Source organism: Amycolatopsis sp. YIM 10, assembly GCF_009429145.1.
GTDB lineage: Bacteria > Actinomycetota > Actinomycetes > Mycobacteriales > Pseudonocardiaceae > Amycolatopsis.
Map to the genome: position 1 here is coordinate 4,738,850 of NZ_CP045480.1, position 22,844 is coordinate 4,761,693.

Below are 22,844 nucleotides of genomic sequence, written 5' to 3' on the forward strand. Positions count from 1 at the left end.
GATGACCGGGCACACCCCAGCGGGTCCCGGGGCCGGACCGAGCCCCCTCCAGCGGCGACTGTGGTTCCTCGAGCAGCTCGGCACCGGCGCCACCGGCTACGTCACCACCGGCGCCGTGCGGTTGCGGGGCCGGCTCGACCGCCCGGCGCTGGCCGCCGCCGTGGCCGAACTGCCGCGACGCCATCCCGGCCTCCGCACCCGGTGCGTGGACCGCGACGGCGTCCCGGTCCCGGTGACCGACCCGGCGCCGGGAGTCCTCGCCGAGGTGAGGCTTCCGGCCGAGGAGGTGGCCGGGGAAGGCGGCGTCGAACAGGCCTGCGCGCGGGAGGCGCTGGCGATGGCCAGGACGCTGACCGGCCGCGCGTTCGCGGCGGCCTTGCTCACCGTCGCCGAGCACGACCACGTGCTGCTGCTGGTCCTGCACCAGTCGGCGGGCGGTGCCGCCGATCTCGCCGAGCGCATCGCCGAGATCGGCGCGCACTACGCGGGTGCGGTGCCGCCCGCGCCGGAGGAGACCGTGCCGGACCGGCTGGTACCCGATGAACGATGGCTGGAACTCCTGCGATCCACCGACGCCGCGGAATCGCCGGAGGACCGGCGCAGGCCGCCGGTGTGGCAGCCCGACGCCGCCGTCGCCGGGTTCCCGGTGCCGGACACCTTCCCGGCGGGCCCGCACACCGCGGCCGCGTTCCTCACCGTCGTGCACACGCTCCTCGCCCGGCACAGCGGCCGCTGGGAGGGAGTTCTCGGCCTGCGCACCGAGGGACGGACCGTGCCGCTGCCGCTGCGGCTGCCCGCGCACCTCCCCTTCGAGGAGGCCGTCCGCCGTACCGCCGGCACGCTGGCCGAAGCCGGCGGCGCGGACGCCGAGGCACTCGCCGAACAGTCGACCGGCGGTACCGACCTTTCCCGCAATCCGCTCCTCGGCGTTCTCGTCGAGGTCGTGGACGAGACGCCGGTCGCGTTCGGGCCGCTGGCCGCGGACCCGTTCACGGTCGGCATCGAAACCACCCGCTACGACTTGGTGGCGCGCCTGCGGCACCGACCGGACGGCGGGTTCACCGGCGAACTCGTGTACGCGACCGCCCTGTTCGGCCGCGAGGCCGCGGACCGGATCGCCGCGCAACTCGCCCGGCTGTGCGCGGCCGCTGCCGGGGACCGGGGACTCCGGATCGGTCGCATGGAGCTGTTGCCGCCCGCCGAACGCCGGGCGGTGCTGCCTGCTCCTCACGGCACCGCGACCCCGGTGCCCGAGGCATCCGTCGCCGAGCTGATCTCCGCGCAGGCGGCGAGAACCCCCGGCGCACGCGCGGTCGAGTGCGGCGGTCGCGCGGTCACCTACGCCGAGCTCATGAAACTGGCCAAGGCGCTGGCCGGGCACCTGCGCGGCCTCGGCGCGGGGCCGGGCGACCTCGTCGCGATCGTGCTCCCTCGCGGGGTCGAGCTCGTCGCGACGCTCATCGGTGTCCACCTGGCCGATGCGGCCTACCTGCCGCTCGACCCCGAGCACCCGGCCGACCGGCTCCGCTACGTTCTCGGCGACGCCGGCGCCCGCTTCCTCGTCACGACGGCCACGTTGCGCGAGAGCCTCCCGGCGACAACGGCCACCATCGTCGCGATCGACGAACTGCCGGCCACCCCGGCGGGCGCGCCCCGGCAGGCGGTGCCGGGTGACCTCGGCGACTTGGACGCTCCCGCCTACGTCATCTACACCTCGGGGTCGACCGGGCGGCCGAAGGGCGTGCTGGTGACCCACCGCGCGCTGACCAACTTCCTGTGGTCGATGCGGGAGCGGCCCGGCCTCGTCCCCGGCGCGGCGTTCCCGGCGATCACCACCGTCTCGTTCGACATCGCCGCGCTGGAACTGTTCCTGCCGTTGATCACCGGCGGCTGGGTGTCGATCGGCGACCGCACCGAGGCGAGGGACCCGGAACGGCTGGCGGCCATGCTGGACCGCGTCGGCGCGCGGGTGCTGCAGGCGACCCCGGTGACCTGGCGCCTGCTGCTCGACTCCGGCTGGACCCCGCCGGCCGGGTTCACCGCGTTGTGCGGTGGCGAGAAGCTGCCTGCCGAACTGGCCGACCGCCTCTGCGCCCGTGGCGTGCGGCTCTGGGACCTCTACGGGCCCACCGAGACGACCGTGTGGTCGTCGGTCGCCCGGCTCGAGAACGGGACGGTGCGTGACTTCACCGCGGTGGCGAACACCACCCTGTACGTGCTCGACGACCGGCTCGAACCCGTTCCGCTCGGCGGCCGCGGCGAGCTGTACATCGGCGGCCGCGGGCTGGCCGCCGGCTACCTCGGCAGGCCGGGCCTGACCGCGGACCGGTTCGTCCCGGACCCCCACGGCACGAGCGGGGGCGGCAGGCTGTACCGAACCGGCGACGTCGCCCGGCGTCATGCCGATGGCCGGATCGAGATCCTCGGCCGCACCGACCACCAGCTCAAGATCCGCGGCTTCCGGGTGGAACCGGGCGAGATCGAAAGCGCGCTGGTCACCCACCCCGGGGTGCGGGCCGCGGTGGTCCACGCGGTGGCGGGCCAGGGCGGTGATCTCCGGCTGGTCGCCTACATCCTGCCCGCCGAGGCGGCGTCCCCGCCCCCGTCGGGCAAGCTCTACCTGCACTGCGCGCGGCTGGTCCCGCCGTACATGATCCCGGCGCAGTTCGCCGTGGTGGAGACGTTCCCGACCACACCGAACGGCAAGCTCGACCGCGCGGTGCTGCCTGCCCCGGTCGCCGCACCGGCCACCGCGCCGGTGCGGCGCGCGCCACGGACCCCGGCCGAGCAGGTGGTCGCGAAGATCCTGGCCGAGGTGCTGGATCGCACCGTGCTGGACGCGACCGAGGACTTCTTCGCCATCGGCGGCAACTCCCTGCTCGCCACCAGGGCGATCAGCCGCCTGCGCGCCGAATTCGACGTCGACCTCCCGGTCTCGGCGCTGTTCGAGGCACGCACCGTCGAAGGGGTCGCCGTCCGGCTGGCCACCGCCGAGAGCCAGGTCGCGCCGGTGACCGCGGTGCCGAGAACCGGGCCGCTGCCGCTGTCGTTCGCCCAGCGGCGGATGTGGTTCCTGCACCAGCTCGATCCAGGGAGCACCGCGTACGCCGAGCCGCTCGCCGTCCGGCTGCCCGGCCCGGTCGATCCCGATCGGCTGACCGGCGCCCTGTCCTGGCTGTTCGAGCGGCACGAGATCCTCCGCACGCGGTACGTCACGGACGGTTCCGGTGATCCCGTGCAGGTCATCGACCCGCCCGCACCGATCCGGCTCGAGGTCACCGAGGGTGAGCCGCGGGCGGTGCTCGCCGAGGAGCTGGCTCGCCCGTTCGACCTCGCCGCGGCCCCACCTGTGCGCTGCCGGCTCGTCCGAGCGCCGGACGGGACGCATTTCGTGCTGTTCGTGCTCCACCACATCGCCACCGACGACCGCTCGCACGAGGTGCTCGCCGCCGAGCTCAGGGCCATCTACCGGGAGGAGGTCCTGCCGCCGTTGCCAGTGCAGTACGCCGACTACGCGGTGTGGCAGCGCGAGCGGTCGGCCGGTGCCCGCGTGGAGCGTCAGCGGGCGTTCTGGCGGGAGCGGCTCGCCGGTCTCGAGCCGACCGAACTGCGCCCGGACCGGCCACTCCCGCCGGTCTCCGACACGAGGGCGGGCACCGTCCGATTCACCGTGCCCGCCCCGGTCGCGGCCGGTCTCGCCGAAGTCGGGCGCGGGCACGACGCGACCGCGTTCATCACGCTGCTCGCCGGTTTCCTCGCGGTCCTGCGGCGCTACACCGCCCGGACCGACCTGTCCGTCGGCGTCCCCGTCACCGGCCGGAACCGGCGGGAGCTGGAAAACCTGATCGGCCATTTTGTCAACATGATCGTGGTGCGCGCCGAGTGCACCGGAGAGACCACTTTCGGTGAACTGCTCGCGGTGGTGCGAGCCGAGGCGGTGGCAGGCTACGCGCACGCCGACGTTCCGTTCGAACTGGTCGTCGAGGACCTGGCGCCGGACCGGGACCCGGCCCGCAACCCGTTGTTCGGCATCGTGTTCGTGCTGCACGGCCGTGAACAGGCCGAGTTCGAGCCGCCGGAGGCGGCCGGTGCCAAGTTCGACCTCGGCTGCCACCTGACCGAGCGGCCCGACGGCGGCTTCGACGGGCGGATCGAGTACCCGGTGGCCCGCTTCGAGGAGACCACCGTGCGCGGCTTCGCCGAGCACTACGTGCGGCTGCTGCGGGCGGTGGCGGCGAACCCGGACAGCCGAGTCGACCGGATCCCGCTGCGCACCGGCGCGGTGGACGCCGCACCGGTGTCCCGGTCGCGGCCAGCGGCGCCCGTGGTGCCCGACCTGATCGCGGCGAGGGCCGCGGCCGAATCCGGCACCGACGCGATCGCGGTCACCGGTCCCGGGCGCACGCTCACCTACGCGGAACTGGACCGCGAGGTCAACCGGCTGGCGCACCGGCTGCGTGAACTCGGCGCCCGCCGCGGTGAGTTCGTGGTGGTCCGGCTGCCGCGGACGACCGATCTCGTCGTCGCGCTGCTGGCGGTGCTCAAGACGGGTGCCGCCTACATCCCGCTCGATCCGGAGCACCCGGTCCGGCGGTTGGAGCAGGCGCTGGCGGACTCGTCGGCCCCGCTCGTCATCGCCCCGGCGGGTTCGCTGCCCGAACTGCCTGCCGGGACCAGGCTGGTGGCGCTGGACGACCCCGCCGAGCAGGCCCGGATCCAGGCGCGGCCGCCGACCGGCACCGGTGTCGGCCTGGCCGCGGACGACCTGGCCTACGCCGTCTACACCTCGGGCTCCACCGGACGCCCGAAGGCGGCCATGGTCACCCATGGCGGCCTGGCGAACTACACCGCCTGGGCGGTCGCCGAGCTGGACCCCGAGGCCGGGGCGGGCTCGCCGGTGCACACCTCGCTCGCCTACGACCTGGCGCTGACCGCGCTCTACCCCGTGCTGGCCGCCGGCGCCACGGTCGAGCTGGTGGACACCACGGACGCCGGGATCGAGCCACTGGCGCGGGCGCTGCGCGGTGCGCGCACGGCCGGGCCGTACAGCCTGGTCAAACTGACCCCCACCCACCTCGGCCTGCTCTCCGGTGCCCTGCCTGCCGAATCGCTCGCCGGGACCACCCGGTGCCTGGTCGTCGGCGGAGAGGAGCTGCGCGGCGAACAGCTCGCCGGCTGGTCGGCCCACGCTCCCGGGACCACGGTCGTCAACAGCTACGGCCCGAGCGAGACCGCCGTCGCCTGCTGCGTCCACATCGTGCCGGCCGGCGAAGTCGCCCCCGGCCCGGTGCCGATCGGCCGCGCGATCCCCGGGGCGAGCGTGCACCTCCTCGACGCCGCCATGCGAGCCGTTCCCGACGGCGTGGCAGGGGAGATCTACATCGGCGGCCACGGCGTCGGGCCCGGATATCTGGCGCGCGGCAGGCTCACCGCCGACAGGTTCGTCCCGGACCCCTTCGCGGCCGAGCCGGGAGCGCGCCTGTTCCGGACCGGTGACCTCGCCCGGCGCGGACCCGACGGCGCTCTCGTCTTCCTCGCCCGCGGTGACCAGCAGGTCAAGATCCGCGGTTTCCGCGTCGAGCCCGGTGAGGTCGAGAGCGTGCTGGCCGAGCACGCCGCCGTGCGGGCCGCGGCCGTGGTCGTCGACCGGTCGGACCCCGGCAATGCCCGGCTGGCCGCCCACGTCGCGGCCGACCAGGGCGCGGTCACGGTCGCGGGATTGCGGGCGCACCTCGCCGAACGCCTGCCCGCCTACCTCGTGCCGGCGTTGTGGGGCCTGCACCCCGAGCTGCCCCTGCTGGGCAACGGGAAGATCGACCGCCGGGCGCTGCCCGCACTGACGCCGGGGGAGCCGGAGACCTACGCCGCTCCGGCGACCCCGGCGGAAGAGGCGATCGCCGGGATCTGGGCCTCGCTGCTCGGGGTCGACCGGGTGGGCAGGCACGACCGCTTCTTCGACCTCGGCGGGGAGTCGTTGCTCGCCACCAAGGTGGTGGCCAGGCTGCGCGAGCGGCTCGGGGTGCCGGTCTCGGTGCGGGACGTGTTCGCCGCGCAGACCGTGGCCGCGCTCGCCGAAGTGGCCGCTCACCGCGCGCTGGCCAAGGTCAGCACGATGTTCGGGGCGGCGGCGGAGCTGGCGCACCCGGAAGGAGCGGACGCCGCGGCCGCCGATGGCGGGGACGCACCACCGCCCATCACGCCGGTGCCGAGGTCACGACCGCTGCCGCTGTCCTTCGCGCAGCAGCGGCTGTGGCTGCTCGACCAGCTCGTGCCGGGCAGCACCGACTACCTCGTCGTGACCGCGTTCCGGCTGCGCGGCAGGTTGGACATCGGCGCGCTGACTCGCGCAGTCACCGGCGTGGTGGCTCGCCACGAGGTCTTGCGCACCCGCTACCGCGCGGAGCCCGACGGTGATCCGATCCAGGTCGTCGACGATCCGCCGGCGCGGATCGAGCTGGCGGCCGAGCACGCGAGCCCGGACGCCGTGCTCGACGAGGAACTGGCCACTCCGATCGACCTGGCGACCGGCCCGGTGCTGCGGGCGCGGCTGGTCGTGGCCGGCCCCGGCGAGCACGTGCTGGTACTGGCGGTCCACCACATCGCCGTCGATGCGGTGTCGATGGACCGGCTGGTGGCCGAGCTGGCGGCGGGCTACCGCGGAGAGGAGCCCCAGTACCCGCCGGTGCAGTACGGCGATTTCGCCGCCTGGCAGCGTGAGCGGCTTTCCGGTGCGGTCCTGGTGGATCTGCTCGGTTACTGGCGGGCCCGGCTCGCCGGCCTGGAACCGACCGAGCTGCCCGCCGACCGGCCGCGACCGGCCACCCGCGACGCCAGGGGCGCGGCCCTGCGGTTCAGCGTGCCGCCGCCACTGGCGAGCCGGCTGGACCGGCTGGGACGGCAGGCGGGCGCCACCGGGTTCATGACCTATCTCGCGGGGTTCCTCGCGTTGCTCGCCCGGTACACCGGCCGGGCGGACGTCGCGGTCGGGGTGCCGGTGGCCGGCCGCGGCGGAACGCAGGTCGAGAATCTCGTCGGCTTCTTCGCCAACACCGTGGTGCTGCGAGCGGATCTCGGTGGCGAGCCGTCCTTCACCGAACTGCTCGGCCGGGTCAGTGACACCGCCGGCGAGGCGTACCTGCACGACGAGCTGCCGTTCGAGCGGCTCGTGGAGGAACTCGCGCCGCGCCGCGACCTCTCCCGCAATCCGTTGTTCCAGGTGCTGTTCGCCTTCCGCGAGGACGACGGCAGGCGCTTCCGGCTGCCCGGACTGGAGATCACGCCGGAGCCGGTGCCCACGCGCACGGCGAAGTTCGACTTCACCCTCGAACTGGCCCGTGGCGCCGACGGCGGCCTGACCGGCGAGATCGAGTACGCGACGGCACTGTTCGATCGGCAGACCGTCGACCGGCTCGCCCGGCACTACCTGCGGCTCCTCGGCGCGGCGGCGGACCGGCCGGAGACCCCGATCGGCAGGCTGGACGTGCTCGACGCGGCCGAGCGAAACGCGCTCATCGAGGGCTCGCGCGGTGCTGTCCGGCCCCGGCCCGCCCTCGGGCTCGCCGAACTGGTGGCCGAGCAGGCCGCGCGCACCCCGGACGCGGTCGCGGTGGACGGTGCCGCGGGCGCACTGTCCTACGCCGAGCTCGAGATCCGGGCGAACCGCCTCGCGCGGCACCTGCTGGCGGCCGGGATCGGCCGGGACGACGTGGTGGGCGTGTGCTCGGCCCGCCGGCCCGATCTCGTGGTCGCACTGCTCGCCGTCCACCGGGCGGGAGCCGCGTACCTGCCGCTCGATCCCGACCACCCCGCGGACCGGCTGGCCTGGATGCTGGCCGACTCCGGCGCGCGCCTGGTGCTGGTGGACGCCGAACCGTCGCCTGCCGCCGGCCACGGCGTCGCCGTGCTGAGCCTCGCTGCCGACGCCGCCGCGATCGCCCGCCTGGAGGGCGGGGACGCCCCGGTCACCACCGACCCCGACGCGATCGCCTACGTCAGCTACACCTCCGGTTCCACCGGGCGGCCGAAAGGCGTGGCCGTGCCGCACCGCGGGATCCGCAACCGCGTGCTGTGGGCAGTGGAACACCACGGTCTCGGACCGCGGGACCGGCTACTGCAGAAGACGGCGGTCACCTTCGACGCCTCGGTCTGGGAGTTCTTCGGCCCGCTGGTCTCCGGCGGCACGGTGGTGCTCGCCCCGGACGGCGCCGAACGCGATCCCGCCGCCCTCGTCGACGAGCTGGTCCGGCGGCGGATCACCGTGTTGCAGGGCGTGCCTTCGTTCTACCGGGTGCTCGCCGAGGAGCCGGGGCTGAGCCGCTGCCGGTCACTGCGGCTGGTCCTTTCCGCGGGCGAGCCGCTGCCGGTGGAACTCGCCGCCCGGCTGTGCGCGCGGCTTTCCGCGGTGCTGGTGAACACGTACGGCCCCACGGAGTGCTCGATCGACGTGACCTCGTGGACGTTCCACGCGGACGGCGCGAGGACCGGAGTCGTGCCCATCGGCCTGCCGCTGGACAACACCCGCGTGGTGGTCCACACCCCCGACGGCCGCCTCGCCCCGGTCGGGGTTCCCGGCGAGCTGGCGTTGGGGGGCGAGGGGCTGGCCAGGGGGTACCTCGGGCGGCCCCGGCTGACCGCGGACCGGTTCGTGCCGGATCCGTTCGGCCCGCCCGGTGCCCGCGCCTACCGCACCGGTGACGTGGTCCGGCGCAGGCGGGACGGGGTGCTCGAGTTCCTCGGCCGCACCGACGACCAGGTGAAGATCCGGGGTGTCCGCGTCGAGCTCGGTGAGGTCGAGGCCGTGCTGAGCGGGCATCCGGCACTCGCCGCGGTCGCCGTCGTCGCTCGACCGGGTCCGGAGGGCGCCCCGCGGCTCGTCGGCTATCTCGTGCCGAGGGCGGAGCGGCCGCCGCACCAGGAGATCAGGGCCTATCTGCTGGCGCGGCTGCCCGAACCGTACGTGCCCTCGGTCCTGATCACGCTGGACGAGCTGCCGACGACCTCCAGCGGGAAGGTCGACCGCGCCGCACTTCCCGAGCCCGACGGCACCCGTGATGGCGCCGAGCTGGTGCCGGCGCGGAACGCGGACGAGAAGCTCGTCGCGGACATCGTGGCCGGCGTGCTGGGGCTCGACGCGGTCGGCGTGACCGACGACTTCTTCGACCTCGGCGGTCATTCCCTGCTCGCGGTCCGCGTCGCGGGCCGGCTGCGAGCCGCGTTCGGGATGCCGGTCTCGGTGCGTGCGGTGTTCGAGGACCGCACCGTGGCAGCGCTGGCGGCCCGCCTCACCGAGCGTGCCGTCGAGCAGGGCGACGGGGGAGCGCGCGAGGTGATTCCGGCCGCGCGACGGGACGGCCCCGCCCCGCTGTCCTTCAGCCAGCAGCGGCTGTGGTTGCTGGACCGGCTCCAGCCCGGTGGTGCCCAGTACCAGGTGGGCTGGGCGCTCCGGCTCGGCGGTCCGCTCGACACCGGCGCGCTGGCGGGCGCGCTCGCTGACCTGCTGGCCCGGCACGACATCCTGCGCACCCGCTACGTCACCGAAGCGGACGGCACACCGGTCCAGGTGGTGGACCCGGTGGTGCGGCGGATCCCGCTGCCGGTCATCGAGCGGCCGGAGGCGGGCGAAGCGCGGCTGGCCGAGCTGATCCGCGCACTCGTCGATACCCCGTTCGACCTCTCCGCCGGGGCCCCGGTCACCGCGCACCTGATCCGGCTCGGTGCCGAGGACCACGTGTTCCTGCTGGTCATGCACCACATCGTGTGTGACGTCTGGTCCGAGGAGATCATGGCGCGCGAGCTGGCCGAGTACTACCGGGCCAGGGTCGACGGCGGGACCGCCGTCCTGCGGCCCCGCCCGCTGCAGTACGCCGACTACGCGATCTGGCAGCGCGCGCACCTGACCGGCGAGGTGCTGCGACGCGAGCTGGCCTACTGGCGGGAACGCCTGGCCGGGATGCAACCGCTGGAGCTGCCCGCCGACCGGCCGCGGCCCGCCGTGCGCGACGGCCGCGGCGCGACGGTCGAGGCCCACCTCCCCGCCGCTGTCGCGCAACCGCTGGTGGCGGTGGGCCGTCGCCGGGGAGCGACGCCGTTCATGGTGTTCCTCGCGGTCTTCGCCGCGACGCTGCGCCGGTACACCGGCTCCGGCGACCTCGCCATCGGCACGGTCGTCGCGGACCGCGGCAGGCCGGAACTGGAGAACGTGGTCGGCCCGCTGCTGAACACCGTGGTGGTGCGGGTGGACGTGACCGACGACCCGAGTGCGCTGACCCTGATCGACCGCGTGCGGGAAAGCGTGCTCGACGGGGTCGGCCACGACGAACTGCCCTTCGACCGCCTCGTGGAGGAGCTCGCCCCGCAGCGGGACCTCTCCCGCTCGCCGCTGGTGGACCTCACGTTCGGGCTCCGCGACACGCGGCCGGAGGTGCCGCGGCTGGCCGGGCTGGACGTGCGCAGGCTGCCCACCGGGTACACGGCGGCCAAGTTCGACGTCACCATGCTGCTCACCGCCGAGGCGGGCGGTGGTTACGGCGTGGAACTGGAGTACGCGGCCGCGTTGTTCACCGAGGGCACGATGCGCCGGCTCGCCGGGCACTTCCGCACCCTCGCCGGATCGATGGCGCGTGCTCCGGAAGCCAGGCTCACGCGGCTGCCGATGCTGGACGTGAGCGAACGCCACCGGGCGCTGGTGGAGTGGAACCCGCCCCAGTCGCGGCCGCGGGGTGAGGGGGAGACCCTGACCGAGGCGTTCGCGGCCCGGGTCGCGAGCACGCCGGACGCGACGGCCGTGGTCGGCGGAGGCGAGCGGCTGACCTACGCCGAGCTGGCGGATCGGGCGAGCGCGCTGGCGAGGCGCCTGCACGCCGCGGGAGTGCGCCCGGAGTCACCGGTCGCCGTCGTGCTCGACCGCAGTCCGGCCGGGGTGGTGGTGTTCCTCGCCGTGCTGGAAGCCGGTGGGGTGTTCGTGCCGCTCGATCCCGCGCACCCGGCCGAGCGGCTGGCGCTCATGCTCGACGACCTGGCGCCGGCGGCCGTGGTCACCGAGACCGGGCTGCTCGGCGAACTGGGCCCGCTGCCTGCCCCCGTGATCGCCGTCGACGCCGCTGACGCCGCCGGGGAGGCGCCGCCGGCAGACCTGCCGCGAGGGGACCCCGGCCGCTTGGCGTACATGGTCTACACCTCCGGCTCGACCGGCAGGCCCAAGGCCGTGATGATCTCCCACCAGGCGTTCGCGCATCACTGCCGGGTGGTCATCGAGCTGTTCGGCCTCGGCGAGAACGACCGGTGCCTGTTCTTCGCGCCGCTCACCTTCGACCCGGCCATGGAACAGATCGCCGCGCCGCTGCTCGCCGGCGCCACCGTGGTGGTCAGCGAGCCCGGGGTGGTCCCGCCCGCCGAACTGTTCGACCGGATCGCCGAGCAGGGGGTGACCATGGTCGCGATCGCGCCCGCGTACTTCCGCGAGGTGGTGGCCGGTGTCCGACGGCACGACCCGCGCGCGGCCAGCCTGCGGCTGATGATCGTGGCCGGGGACGTGGTGACCCACGACGACGCGCGCCGCTGGCTGGAAACCGGGCTGGACGCCCGGCTGATCAGCCTCTACGGCCAGACCGAGACCACCATCTTCGGCACCACCCACGAGGTGACGGCGCCCGAGGTGGCCGCGGCGGCGCCGGAAACGGCCTTGCCCATCGGCAGGCCCATCCCCGGCACTCGGGCCTACGTGCTCGACGAGGCGCTCGAGCCGGTCGGTGTCGGCGTACCGGGAGAGGTCTGCTTCGGCGGGGTCCGGGTGGGCCGCGGCTACCGGGGACAGCCCCGGCAGACCGCGGACCGGTTCGTGCCGGACCCGTTCGCGGAGCGACCCGGCGACCGGCTCTACCGGACGGGGGACCGGGCCCGCTACCGCGCGGACGGGGTGATGGAGTTCCTCGGCCGGGTCGACACCCAGGTGAAGATCCGCGGGTTCCGGGTGGAACTCGGCGAGATCGAGGCGGCGCTGGCCGGGCACCCCTCGGTCCGTGCGGCCGCCGTGGCCGCGCAGGACCTGCCAGGTGGTGACCGCAGGCTGGTCGGCTACGTGGTGCCCGGGCAGCAGGCTCCGCCGCCGGACCGCGAGTTGCGCGGCTACCTGCGCGATCGGCTTCCCGAGCACATGGTGCCCGCGGTGTTCGTGCCGCTCGCCGAACTGCCCCGGTTCGCCAGCCAGAAGGTGAACCGGAAGGCGTTGCCCCCGCCCGAACCGGGCGGTGACCCGGCAGGCGAGGCCGTCGCCCCCCGCGACGAGGTGGAGGAGGCGATCGCCGGGGCGTGGGCCGAGGTGCTCGGGCTCGACACGGTCGGCGTGGAACACGAGTTCTTCGACCTCGGCGGCCATTCACTGCTCGCCACCCGGTTGATGACCCGGCTGCAGGACTTGTTCGGCATCGAGATCCCCCTGCGGGTGCTCTTCGAGGCCACCACCGTCAGCGCGCAGGCCGCCGCACTGGAACGCCTCGCCGAGGCACAGGCGGACCAGGAGGCCGCCCGCGCGCGCAGTTCCCAGCGATCGGAGAGAAGTGACGATGAGCCCTGACGTGCCGCAGCGGGCGGGCCGAGGCGCCGACCTCCTGCGTGCTCACCTCCGCCGATCCCGCCAGGAGGTCCCGCGGGAAGCCGCCATCACGCCGGTGCCGCGGGACGGCGCGCTCCCGCTTTCCTTCGCCCAGCGGCGGCTCTGGGTGCTGGACCAGTTCCGGGGCGGGGCCGAATACCTGGTGCCGCTGGTGTTCCGGCTGCGCGGCGACCTTTCCGGACTCGACATCGGTGGCGCGCTGGACGAACTGGTGCGACGCCACGAGATCCTGCGCACCCGCTACACCACCGACGCCGACGGCGAACCCGTCCAGCGGATCGATCCGCCCTCCGGTGTCGAACTGGCCTTCGACGACCTCGGTGGCGCCGGTCCCGCCGAGCTGGACGCCCTGCTCGCCGCGGACACCACCCGCCCGTTCGACCTCGCCGAGGGGCCGATCCTGCGGGCGCGGCTGATCCGGCTCACGCCGGTGGAACACGTGCTCGCGATCGTGTTCCACCACATCGCGGTCGACGGCTGGTCCGGCAGCCTGCTGGCCAGGGAACTGGCCGCGTTGTGCGTCGGCGAGAAGCTGCCCGCGCCCACCCTGCAGTACGCGGACTTCGCTGCCTGGCAACGGGCCGAGGCCACCGGCGGGCGACTGGACAGCGCGCTGGAGTACTGGGTGCGCCACCTCCGTGACCTGCCCGCGCTGGAACTGCCGGCCGACCGGCTCCGGCCGCCGGTGTGGGAACCCGACGGCGCCACGGTGACCTTCGACGTCCCCGCCGAGCTCGGCCGGGCCGCCGCGGCGCTGGCCGGTGCGCACCAGGCCACGCCGTTCATGGTGTACCTGGCGGTGTTCTGGTCGCTGCTGCACCGCTACACCGGCCAGGACGACTTCGCCGTCGGCACCCCGATCGCCGGCCGGACCCACGCCGACGCCCACGGCCTGATCGGCCTGTTCGTCAACACCATCGCGCTGCGCGCGGACCTCCGCGGCGATCCGGCCTTCGCCGAGCTGCTCGACCGGGCCCGGCACACCGCGATCGACGCCTACGCCCACCAGGACGTCCCGTTCGAGCGCGTCGTCGACGCGCTGGTGGTCGACCGGGACCTGGCCACGCACCCACTGGTGAACGTCAACTTCATCCTGCAGAACAACGAGCCGTTCCGGTTCGAGGCGGGCGCGGTGTCGGGCGAACTGATGCCGATCGAGTCGCGGCAGGCGAAGTTCGACCTGAGCTGGACGCTGGAGGAACGCCCCGACGGCTCGCTCTCCGGTGAGGTGACCTTCCCGCACGCCCTGCTGGACACGGCGACCGCGCGCAGGATGGCCGAGCACTACCTCCGCCTGCTCGCCGCGGCCACCGCCGAGCCGGACCGGCGGATCGGCGAGCTGCCGTTGCTCGGCCCCGCCGAACTCGGCCGGCTGGTCCGCCGGCCGGCCGGGACCGCTCCCGCCGCGCCGTGCCTGCACGAGCGGTTCGCCCGGCAGGCCCGCCGTCGCCCGGACGCGGTGGCGCTGACGTTCGAGGGCAGGCACCTGACCTACGGCGAACTGGACGCACGGGCCAATCGGCTGGCCCATCGGCTGGTCGCGGCCGGGGTGGGAGCCGAGGACCTGGTGGGCGTCTGCCTTTCCCGCGGTATCGACCTGGTCGTCAGCCTGCTCGCGGTGCTGAAGGCGGGCGCGGCCTACCTGCCGCTGGATCCGGAATACCCGGCCGAGCGCCTCGAGTTCCTCGTGCGGGACGCCGCCGCCAGGGTCGTGGTCACCGAAGCCGGACCGGCCGCACGGGTGCGGGCGGTCGCGCCGGCGGGCGAGGTGATCGTTCTCGACGAGCCGGAGGAAGCCGGGCGGATCGCGGCCGGGCCCGCGACGGCACCCAGCGTGATGACCCACCCGGACAACCTCGCGTACGTCATCTACACCTCCGGATCGACCGGACGGCCCAAGGGCGTGCAGGTCACCCACGCCAACGTGGTGCGGCTGCTCACCGCGACCGAAGACGACTACCGGTTCGGCCCCGAGGACGTCTGGGCGCTGTTCCACTCGTACGCCTTCGACGTCTCGGTCTGGGAGATCTGGGGCACGTTCCTCTACGGCGGGCGGCTCGTCGTCCTCTCCCAGGAGGTGACTCGCTCCCCGTGGGAACTGGCCACGCTGCTCGCGGACGAGGGCGTGACCGTGCTGAACCAGACACCGTCGGCGTTCCGGAACCTCATCGAGCTCGTCGGCTCGGCCGGGTCCGTGCTCGACCGGCTCCGGCTGCGCCTGGTGGTCCTCGCCGGCGAGGCGCTGGACGTGGGCGCGTTCCGGCCGTGGTGGGAGCGGTTCGGCGACACCGCGCCGCGCATCGTGAACATGTACGGGATCACCGAGACGACCGTGCACGTCACCTACCGCCCACTCGGGATCCCGGACTTGGCAGGCGATCGCAGCCCGATCGGACCGCCGATGCGGGATCTGACGATGTACGTGCTGGACGAACGGATGCGGCCGGTGCCGGTCGGCGTGCCGGGCGAGATCTACGTCGGGGGTCCTGGTGTCACACGCGGCTACCTCGGCCGCCCCGGGCTGACCGCCCAGCGCTACGTCCCCGACCCGTTCGGCGCGCCGGGTGCCCGCCTCTACCGGTCCGGTGACAAGGCGCGCGTCCTCGCCGGCGGCGAGATCGGTTTCCTCGGCCGCTTCGACGACCAGGTCAAGATCAGGGGCTTCCGGGTCGAACTCGGCGAGGTCGAGTCGTGCCTCGCCGAGCATCCCGGCGTGGAGGCCGCGGTCGTCACCGTGGACGAACCGGCACCCGGAGACCGCAGGCTGGTCGGGTACGTCGTGTCGAAGGACGCCGCGACGGTCCCCGTCTCGGAGCTGCGGGCCCACGTGGCCGAACGGCTGCCCGGCTACCTGGTGCCCTCGATCTTCATGAACGTGCCCAAGCTGCCGCTCACGGTGAACGGCAAGGTCGACCGCCGCGCCCTGCCCGCCCCCGGCGGTTCCCGGCTGGACCAGGAGGTGCCGGAGTACGTCGCGCCCGGCAACACCCGCGAGGAGACCATCGCCGGCATCTTCGCCGAGGTGCTCGGGCTGCCGCGAGTCGGGATGCGGGACAACTTCTTCGCCTCCGGCGGGGACTCCATCCTCGCCGTCCGCCTCGTCGGCAAGCTCAGGGCGAGCGGTTTCCACTACTCGGTCCAGGACATCTTCCGCCACCAGAGCATCGCCGAACTGCGCGGTGCGCACGCCGGTGAGGCGGCGGGCACCGGGGAACACGGCGGCACCCGGCCGTTCGCGCTGCTTTCGGCCGAGGACCGGGCGAAGGTCCCGGCCGGCGTGCTCGACGCGTACCCGATGGGCCGGATGCAGACGGGCATGGTCTACGAGATGCTCGCCGATCCCGAGCGGAACAACTACCACAACGTCACCAGCTACCTGATCCGCGAGGACGGGACCTTCGACGCGGCCGCGGTGGCCGCCGCCGCCGACGCGGTCGTGGCCAACCACGAGATCCTGCGCACCTCGTTCGACCTCTCCTCGTTCACCGAGCCCGTGCAGCTCGTGCACGTCGCGGCGAAGGCGGAGTTCGGCCACGAGGATCTGCGCCGCTCCTCCGCCGAGGAGCAGCGGCAGTGGATGGACGAGTTCCGGACGCGACAACGGGAACAGGTCTTCGACCTCGGTACGGCGCCGCTCATCCGCTTCCACGCCCACCAGGTCGGCGACGACCGGTGGTTCCTTTCGCTGACCGAGTGCCACGCGATCCTGGACGGCTGGAGCCACAACTCGGTCGTCACGGAGTTGCTCGACAGCTACCGGGCGATCCGGGACGGCCGCCCGCCGCGGCCGGGTGCGGTGCCCTCGGTCCGGTTCGCCGACTTCATCGCGCAGGAGCAGCGCAGCCTGCGCGACGGGGCCGACCGGCAGTTCTGGGCGGAGCGGCTGGAGGGGGCGGCGAGGCTGCTGATCCCCGCGGAATGGGCCGACCCCGCGGGACCGGCCGACTACCACCTGCGCGTTCCCTACCGCGATCTCGAGGCCGGGCTGCGGAAGCTGGCCGAGCTGGCGGGGGCCTCGCTGAAGAGCGTGCTGCTCGCCGCGCACCTCGCGGTGTGGCGCGTGGTCGCGGGCGAGGAGCCGTTCTACTCGGGGCTTGTCTGCAATGGACGGACCGAGGCCGAAGGCGGCGACCAGGTGCGCGGCATGTTCCTCAACACCGTGCCCTTCGTCGCGCCTGCCGGTGCGGGCACCTGGCGTGAGCTGGTCGCCGCCGTGTTCGACGAGGAGGTGGCGCTGTGGCCGCACCGCAGGTTCCCCCTGCCGGAACTGCAGCGTGAGTTCGCCGCCGGGAGCCGGCTGGTCGACGTGGAGTTCAACTTCCTCAACTTCCACGTCCTGGACCGGGAGGCGGTGGACACGGCGGGCAGCACCGACGTCAGCCTGAACGAGGTTCCGTTGTGCACCCTCACGGAGGCGGGCGACCTGGTCATCGTCGCCAAGTCCGCGTGGATCGGGCGCCGTCACGCCGAACTGCTCGCCCGGATGTACCGGCGTGCGCTCGAGCTGATGGCCACCGACCCCGGTGGTAGCCGCCGGGTGCCGTTGCTGCCGTCGGACGAGCGGGACCGCCTGCTGGCCGAGCGGGACGCGGACCGGGTCCCGGTACCGGCCCGCGGGGTGCACGAACTGGTGGCCGAACACGCCGCGCGGACCCCGGACGCGCCGGCGGTGGCCGGGGCCGGCGGCGAGCTCACCTACCGCGAGCTGTGGGACCGGGCCCAGGCGTGGGCCGCCGCGCTGCGCGAGGCCGGGGTACGGGCCGGTGACCTGGTCGGCCTGGCCCTGCCGCAGAAGCCGGAACTGGTGGCCGCCGTGCTCGGTGTGCTCTCCGCCGGTGCGGCCTACGTGCCGATGGATCCCGGGCACCCGGCCGAACGCGTGACCGGGACGCTGCGGGCGGCCGGTGTCCGGGTGCTGATCACCACCGCCGCGATCGCCGGGCGCCTGGATTCGGCCTCGCTGGTGACCATCACCGGCGCACCGGCCGTGCCCGCCGGGACCGCGGCCGCCGTGCACCACCCGCCCCAGGACGAGCTGGTCTACGTCGTGCACACCTCCGGATCGACCGGGCGGCCGAAGGGCGTCATGATCCCGCACGGGGCGCTCACCGACCGGGTGTGCGCGCTGCGCCGGGACCTCGAGCTGACCGAGCGGGACGTGATCGTCACGGTCATGCCCGCGGTGGTCGACGTCTGGCAGCTGGACGTGTTCACCGCGCTGACCGCAGGCGGGCTTCTCGTGCTCGCCGGTGACGACTTCGCCAGGGACCCGCTGGCGCTGGCCGAGTTGCTGCGGGGGCGCGAGGCGACGTTGATGATCGCGACGCCGACGACCTGGCGGATGCTGGCCGGGGCGGGGTGGACGCCGCCCGCGTCCCTCCGGCGGATCTCCGGCGGCGAGGCGACCGACGCCGATCTCATGCGCTGGCTGTGCGCCGGCGGCGCCAAGGTCTGGGACATGTACGGCCCGACCGAGGTGACCGTGTACAGCTTCAACACCAGGCATTTCGGCGACGACACCCCGCCGTACCGGTTCTCCGCCGCCAACACCACGAACTACCTGCTCGACGACGACCTGAACCCCGTGCCCGCCGGTGTGCCGGGGCAGTTGTTCGTCGGTGGCGGGGGGCTGGCGCGTGGTTACCTCGGCCAGCCGGGCATCACCGCCGGCGTGTTCCTGCCCGACCCCTTCACCCCGGTGCCGGGTGGCCGGATGTATGCGACCGGGGACATCGGCAGGCTCGATCGGCACGGCCGGATCGAGATCCTCGGCCGCCGCGACCACCAGCTGAAGATCCGCGGCTTCCGGGTCGAGCTCGGCGAGATCGAGAACACGATCGCCGCGCACCCGGGGGTGCGGGGTGCGGTGGTGCACCCGGTCACCGGGCCGAGGGAGGTCAAGCGGCTCGCCGCGTACGTGATCCTGCGCGACGCGACCACCAGCATGGGCGAGCTGAACCAGCACGTGAGCCGCCACCTGCCCGGTCACATGGTGCCTGCCCATTTTGTGGCGATGGAGGCGTTCCCTCGGTTGCCGAACGGGAAGGTCGACCGGGACGCGCTGCCGGATCCGGGGCAGGTGCGGCCGGAGGTGGGCACGCGTTACGTCCCGCCGAGGGGCCGGACCGAAGAGGCGATCGCCGCGGTGTGGGCGGTCGAGCTCGGCCTCGAGCGGGTCGGCGGGAACGACGACTTCTACGCACTGGGCGGCCATTCGCTGCTCACCCTGAGGATCGTCGCCCAGCTCTCCCGTGAGCACGGCATCGAGCTGACATTCCGGGATTTCCTTACCCATCGGACGGTGCGCGGTCTCGCCGGCGTCGCGGCCCTCGACCCGGAGTCACGGGCCCGGCCGCCGTCGCTGGTGTGGCTGGGCCGGGACGGCGAGGGGGCCCCGTTGTTCTGCGTCCACCCCGGCGGTGGGAGCGCGCACTGGTACCGCGGTCTGGCCGACGCCTACGCGGGGCGACGGCCGCTGGCCGCCTTCGAGTGGCCGGGACTGCACGATGAGACAGCGGTGGCGGGCAGCCTCGCCGAGGTCGCGCGCAGCTATGTGGCCGAGCTCAGGGCCGAGCGCCCGGCCGGCCCGTACCACGTGCTCGGCTGGTGCGGTTCCAGCGGAATCGCCTGGGAGATGGCCCGGTACCTCCGGGAACTCGGTGAGCGGGTCCGGTTGATCCTGATCGACCCCATCGAGTACCCGTCGGCGGGCAACAGCCCGCTCGCGGAGAACGTGCGGGTGCTGCGCCGGGCGGAGGGCCTGCTGGCGTCCCTGCCCGGCCAGGACGGGACCGAGCGGGCCGAGGTCAGGGCCGAACTGGTGGACGTCCTGCGCAAGGTGGTCGACGACGGCGACTCCCTGTTCGACGAGGAGGGGCTCGACGAGGGCTGGGCGAGCAGGCTGCGCAGCTGGCGGGAGATCGCCGAACTCCGCTTGCACTACCGCTTCCCCCGGTACGCGGGCTCGGTGGACGTGGTCGTCTGCGCCGAACTGGTCGCGGGCGGGTACGCGGACATCTTCGGCAGTTCCTTCGACGCCTATCTCGACCAGTGGCGGCAGCTGGCCGAGGACGGGGTGCGGGTCAGCGAGGTTCCCGGCGACCACCGGACCGCGTTGTTCCCCCCGCACGTGTTCGAGCTGGCCGCCGTGCTGGACGAAATCATCGACCGCTGACGAGCAGGACCGAGGAGTGGATTGCATGTCCCGTCACGTGATTTCGTTGCGCGACCTCACCGACGGCGATCTCGAGTGGATCGTCCGGCGCGGCGTGGAGATCGCGGCAGGCCCGGCCGATGCCGGTGCCTCGCTGCGCGGCCGGATCGTGGGGATCTACTTCAGCCGGACCTCCACCAGGACCAGGACCTCGTTCACCGCCGGCGCGCTCCGGCTCGGCGCCCAGGTGATCACCTACGGGCCGGGCGATCTGCAGCTCAACACCGGGGAGACGGCGGAGGACACCGCGCGGGTGCTCGGCGGCATGGTGGACGGCCTGGTGATCCGGACGGCCGGGCCCCCGGAGGAGATGCGGACGTTCGCGGCGCACTGCGGTGCGGTGGTCAACGCGATGAGCGCCGACGAGCACCCGACCCAGGCGCTGGCCGACCTCACCACGCTTTCGGCGCGATTCGGCCGGGTCAAGGGCTTGCGCGTGCTCTACGTCGGAGAGGGGAACAACAGCGCGGCGGCACTCGCGCTGGCGCTGCCCCGGTTCGGCGGTGTCGAGCTGGAACTGCGCACCCCGCCCGGATACGGCCTCGCGCCGGAAGTGCTCGCCGACGCGACGGCGCTGGCCGAAGTTTCGGGCAGCCGGGTTCGGGAACGCCACGACCTCGCCTCACTGCCCGGCAAGGTGGACGTCGTGTACACCACCCGCTGGCAGACCACCGGGAGCACCAAGGCCGATCCGGATTGGCGCCGGCGATTCGAACCGTTCCAAGTGGACGAAGCGGTCATGGCCCGTTACCCCGGTGCCTGTTTCATGCACGACCTGCCCGCGCACCGGGGGGAGGAGGTGACCGCCGCGGTGCTGGACGGACCGGCGAGCATCGCCTTCGAACAGGCTCAGCACAAGCTGTACAGCGCCATGGCCGTCCTGGAATGGTGCCTGGCCCGCTGACCGGTTTCACCGGTGGTCGTCGGCGAGGCAGGCGTCGTGTGCCAGCAGGGCGATCTGGACGCGGTTGTTCAGCTCCAGCTTGGTGAGGATGCTGGACACACAGGTCTTCACGGTGGGCACGCCGAGGTTGAGCTCGGCGGCGATCTCCGCGTTGGACTTGCCCTCTCCGACCGCGACGGCGACCTCGCGTTCGCGCCCGCTGAGCACCGCGAGGCGCTCGCGTGCCCTGGCCCGGTGCTGTTCCGCTTCGGTGTCCACCACCCGCTCGATCAGCCGGCGGGTCACCGCGGGCACCAGCACCGGGTCCCCGCGAGCCACGCGCCGGATCGCTTCCACGATCTCCGCCGGTGGTGTGTCCTTCAGCACGAAGCCCGACGCCCCCGCGCGCAGCGCCCGCAGCACGTATTCGTCGGCGTCGAACGTGGTGAGGATGATGACCTCCGGCGCACCGGGCGCCGCGCGCAGCGCCTCGGTCGCGGCCAGCCCGTCCGTGCCCGGCATCCTGATGTCCATCAGCACCACTTCGGGCCGGTGTTTCTCGACCGAGGCCGCCACCTCCGCGCCATCGCCGGCCTCGGCGACGACCTGGATGTCCGGCGCCCCGCCGAGCATCAGCACCAGTCCGGCCCGCACCAGTGGATCGTCGTCGACGACGAGCACCGGAATCACCGAACCGCGCCCCGCGCCTGCCGGACCGGCCGAGGATGGCCGTTCACGCGCCCCGCTTCTTGACCGCTTCCAGTATCGCGATGATGAGGAAGGCCACGGCCAATACGATGATCGGGGCCGCATAACCCATCGCGCCGGAAAGGTCACCGAAGAACCAGCGGAAAAGTCCGCCGTGATCTTCGCTGAAGATCCAGCGAACGAGCGGAATTATCCCCAAAGGAATGGCAACGATGATCACAAGGCCCTGAGCGCCCTCGATGGTTCGCGCTCGCCGGCTGGTCGTCACCCGGGTACTCCTTCCGCGATTATTTGTCGATCGACAATTTCTTACGTGAACTGTAGCCAGTGTGGAGAAATGTTGTCAACGAGTGACATTACCGTGCTTTCACCGGCGGTGGCCCGGTGGGGTGATCACACCAGTTCGAAGACGACGGTCCCGGCGAGTGCGTCGCTCGTATGGGTGTTGACGCGGTTCCAGCCACTTTGGTCGAAGACATCGCCCCATTCGTCCGCGGTCGGCAGGTAGACGCCCATGAGCGCGTGGCCTGTTTCGAAGCCGAGCGTGAACACCGGTATGCCGTCGTCGGGGAGGTCCACGGTGCGAACCGTATCGCCGAGCAGGAACCGCTTGACATTCGGGAAGAGTTCGCGCAAGAGGCGCAACGACCGGACGGCGTCGGCCTTCGGCCACAGATCGTGTCCCATCATGAAACAGGTGAGCAGTTCGACCTCGGCGAACTCGGGACGCGGCCGGAGTTCGCGGACATCGGCGCGCAGGAACGAGATGGATTCGGCGAGTCCGCGGCGCGTGACCTCGGCGGTGGACATCTCGATGGTCGCCGCCGAGATGTCCAGGCCGATTCCGCGGGCACCGGGATACTCCTGGACGAGCTTGATCAGCCGTTCTCCGCTGCCCGAGCCGAGGTCCGCGACAGTGCTGAAGGAACTGCCCACGGTCGCCATGGCGCGCCAGAAGAGCGGGTCGAAGAACTCGGTGTTGGCCTCGCGGCTGGCGCGGCTGATCGCCTGCTGGTCCCGCCGGTGGAACGCGCCTGTCCGGTTCTCGTTGCGCAGCAGGGCGGGCATCCTGGCGAACAGCTCCCACGAGCCCTGGCAGAGCCAGTAGAACAGCGCTTTCGACCGGTAGGCGTCGTCGAAACCGGGTCCGGGCAGGACTTTTCCCGATTCGCGGATGACCACGCCCACCGAGGCCAGCGCGCGGAACATCGCCGTCGTCGCGGCCGGGTCGAGGTCGTTGCCCGCGGCGAAGTCCTCGATGTCGAGCACGCCTCGCTGGTGGAGTTGTTCGAAACCACCGAGTTCCCAGGCGGCGCCGATCGCGGTGGCCGCCACGGCGGAGTTGAAGATGTCGGCGGCCGAGTGGCCGTGCTTGCCATTGCCGGCGTGGATGCTCACGTCCAAGCCTCCGTGTCTCGGTGGTCGTGGCG

The 22,844-nt window shown here is 73.1% G+C and carries 6 protein-coding genes; 3 read left to right on the forward strand and 3 right to left on the reverse strand.

What is annotated here, in order from left to right; genetic code table 11:
• Position 1 precedes the first annotated feature (1 nt).
• From YIM_RS22745 to YIM_RS22755, 3 genes are read left to right on the forward strand one after another with little or no spacing between them, the layout of a single operon-like run.
• Positions 2-12,571 carry a non-ribosomal peptide synthetase gene (locus YIM_RS22745; protein WP_153032260.1) on the forward strand — a complete coding sequence of 4,190 codons (12,570 nt, stop codon included), beginning with the start codon at positions 2-4 and terminating at the stop codon, positions 12,569-12,571.
• A complete protein-coding gene (locus YIM_RS22750; protein WP_153032261.1) occupies positions 12,561-19,784 on the forward strand; it encodes a non-ribosomal peptide synthetase in 7,224 nt (2,407 codons plus the stop codon). Before YIM_RS22745 ends, YIM_RS22750 begins: the two co-directional genes overlap by 11 nt.
• Positions 19,785-19,809: 25 nt before the next feature.
• The gene (locus tag YIM_RS22755; protein ID WP_153032262.1) at positions 19,810-20,727 is read left to right on the forward strand and encodes an ornithine carbamoyltransferase; all 918 of its coding nucleotides are present in this window, start codon (positions 19,810-19,812) and stop codon (positions 20,725-20,727) included.
• 6 nt (positions 20,728-20,733) lie between these two features.
• Here YIM_RS22755 and YIM_RS22760 read toward each other — a convergent pair whose 3' ends face one another.
• The 3 genes from YIM_RS22760 to YIM_RS22765 form a co-directional block, all read right to left on the reverse strand.
• Positions 20,734-21,396, reverse strand: coding sequence for a response regulator transcription factor (locus YIM_RS22760; RefSeq protein WP_228004914.1), 663 nt, complete (start codon positions 21,394-21,396; stop codon positions 20,734-20,736).
• 43 nt (positions 21,397-21,439) lie between these two features.
• The gene (locus YIM_RS48650; RefSeq protein WP_194240261.1) at positions 21,440-21,682 is read right to left on the reverse strand and encodes a hypothetical protein; all 243 of its coding nucleotides are present in this window, start codon (positions 21,680-21,682) and stop codon (positions 21,440-21,442) included.
• Positions 21,683-21,807: 125 nt separating this feature from the next.
• Positions 21,808-22,812, reverse strand: coding sequence for a cyclopropane-fatty-acyl-phospholipid synthase family protein (locus YIM_RS22765; protein ID WP_228004915.1), 1,005 nt, complete (start codon positions 22,810-22,812; stop codon positions 21,808-21,810).
• Between the last annotated feature and the right edge of the window lie 32 nt (positions 22,813-22,844).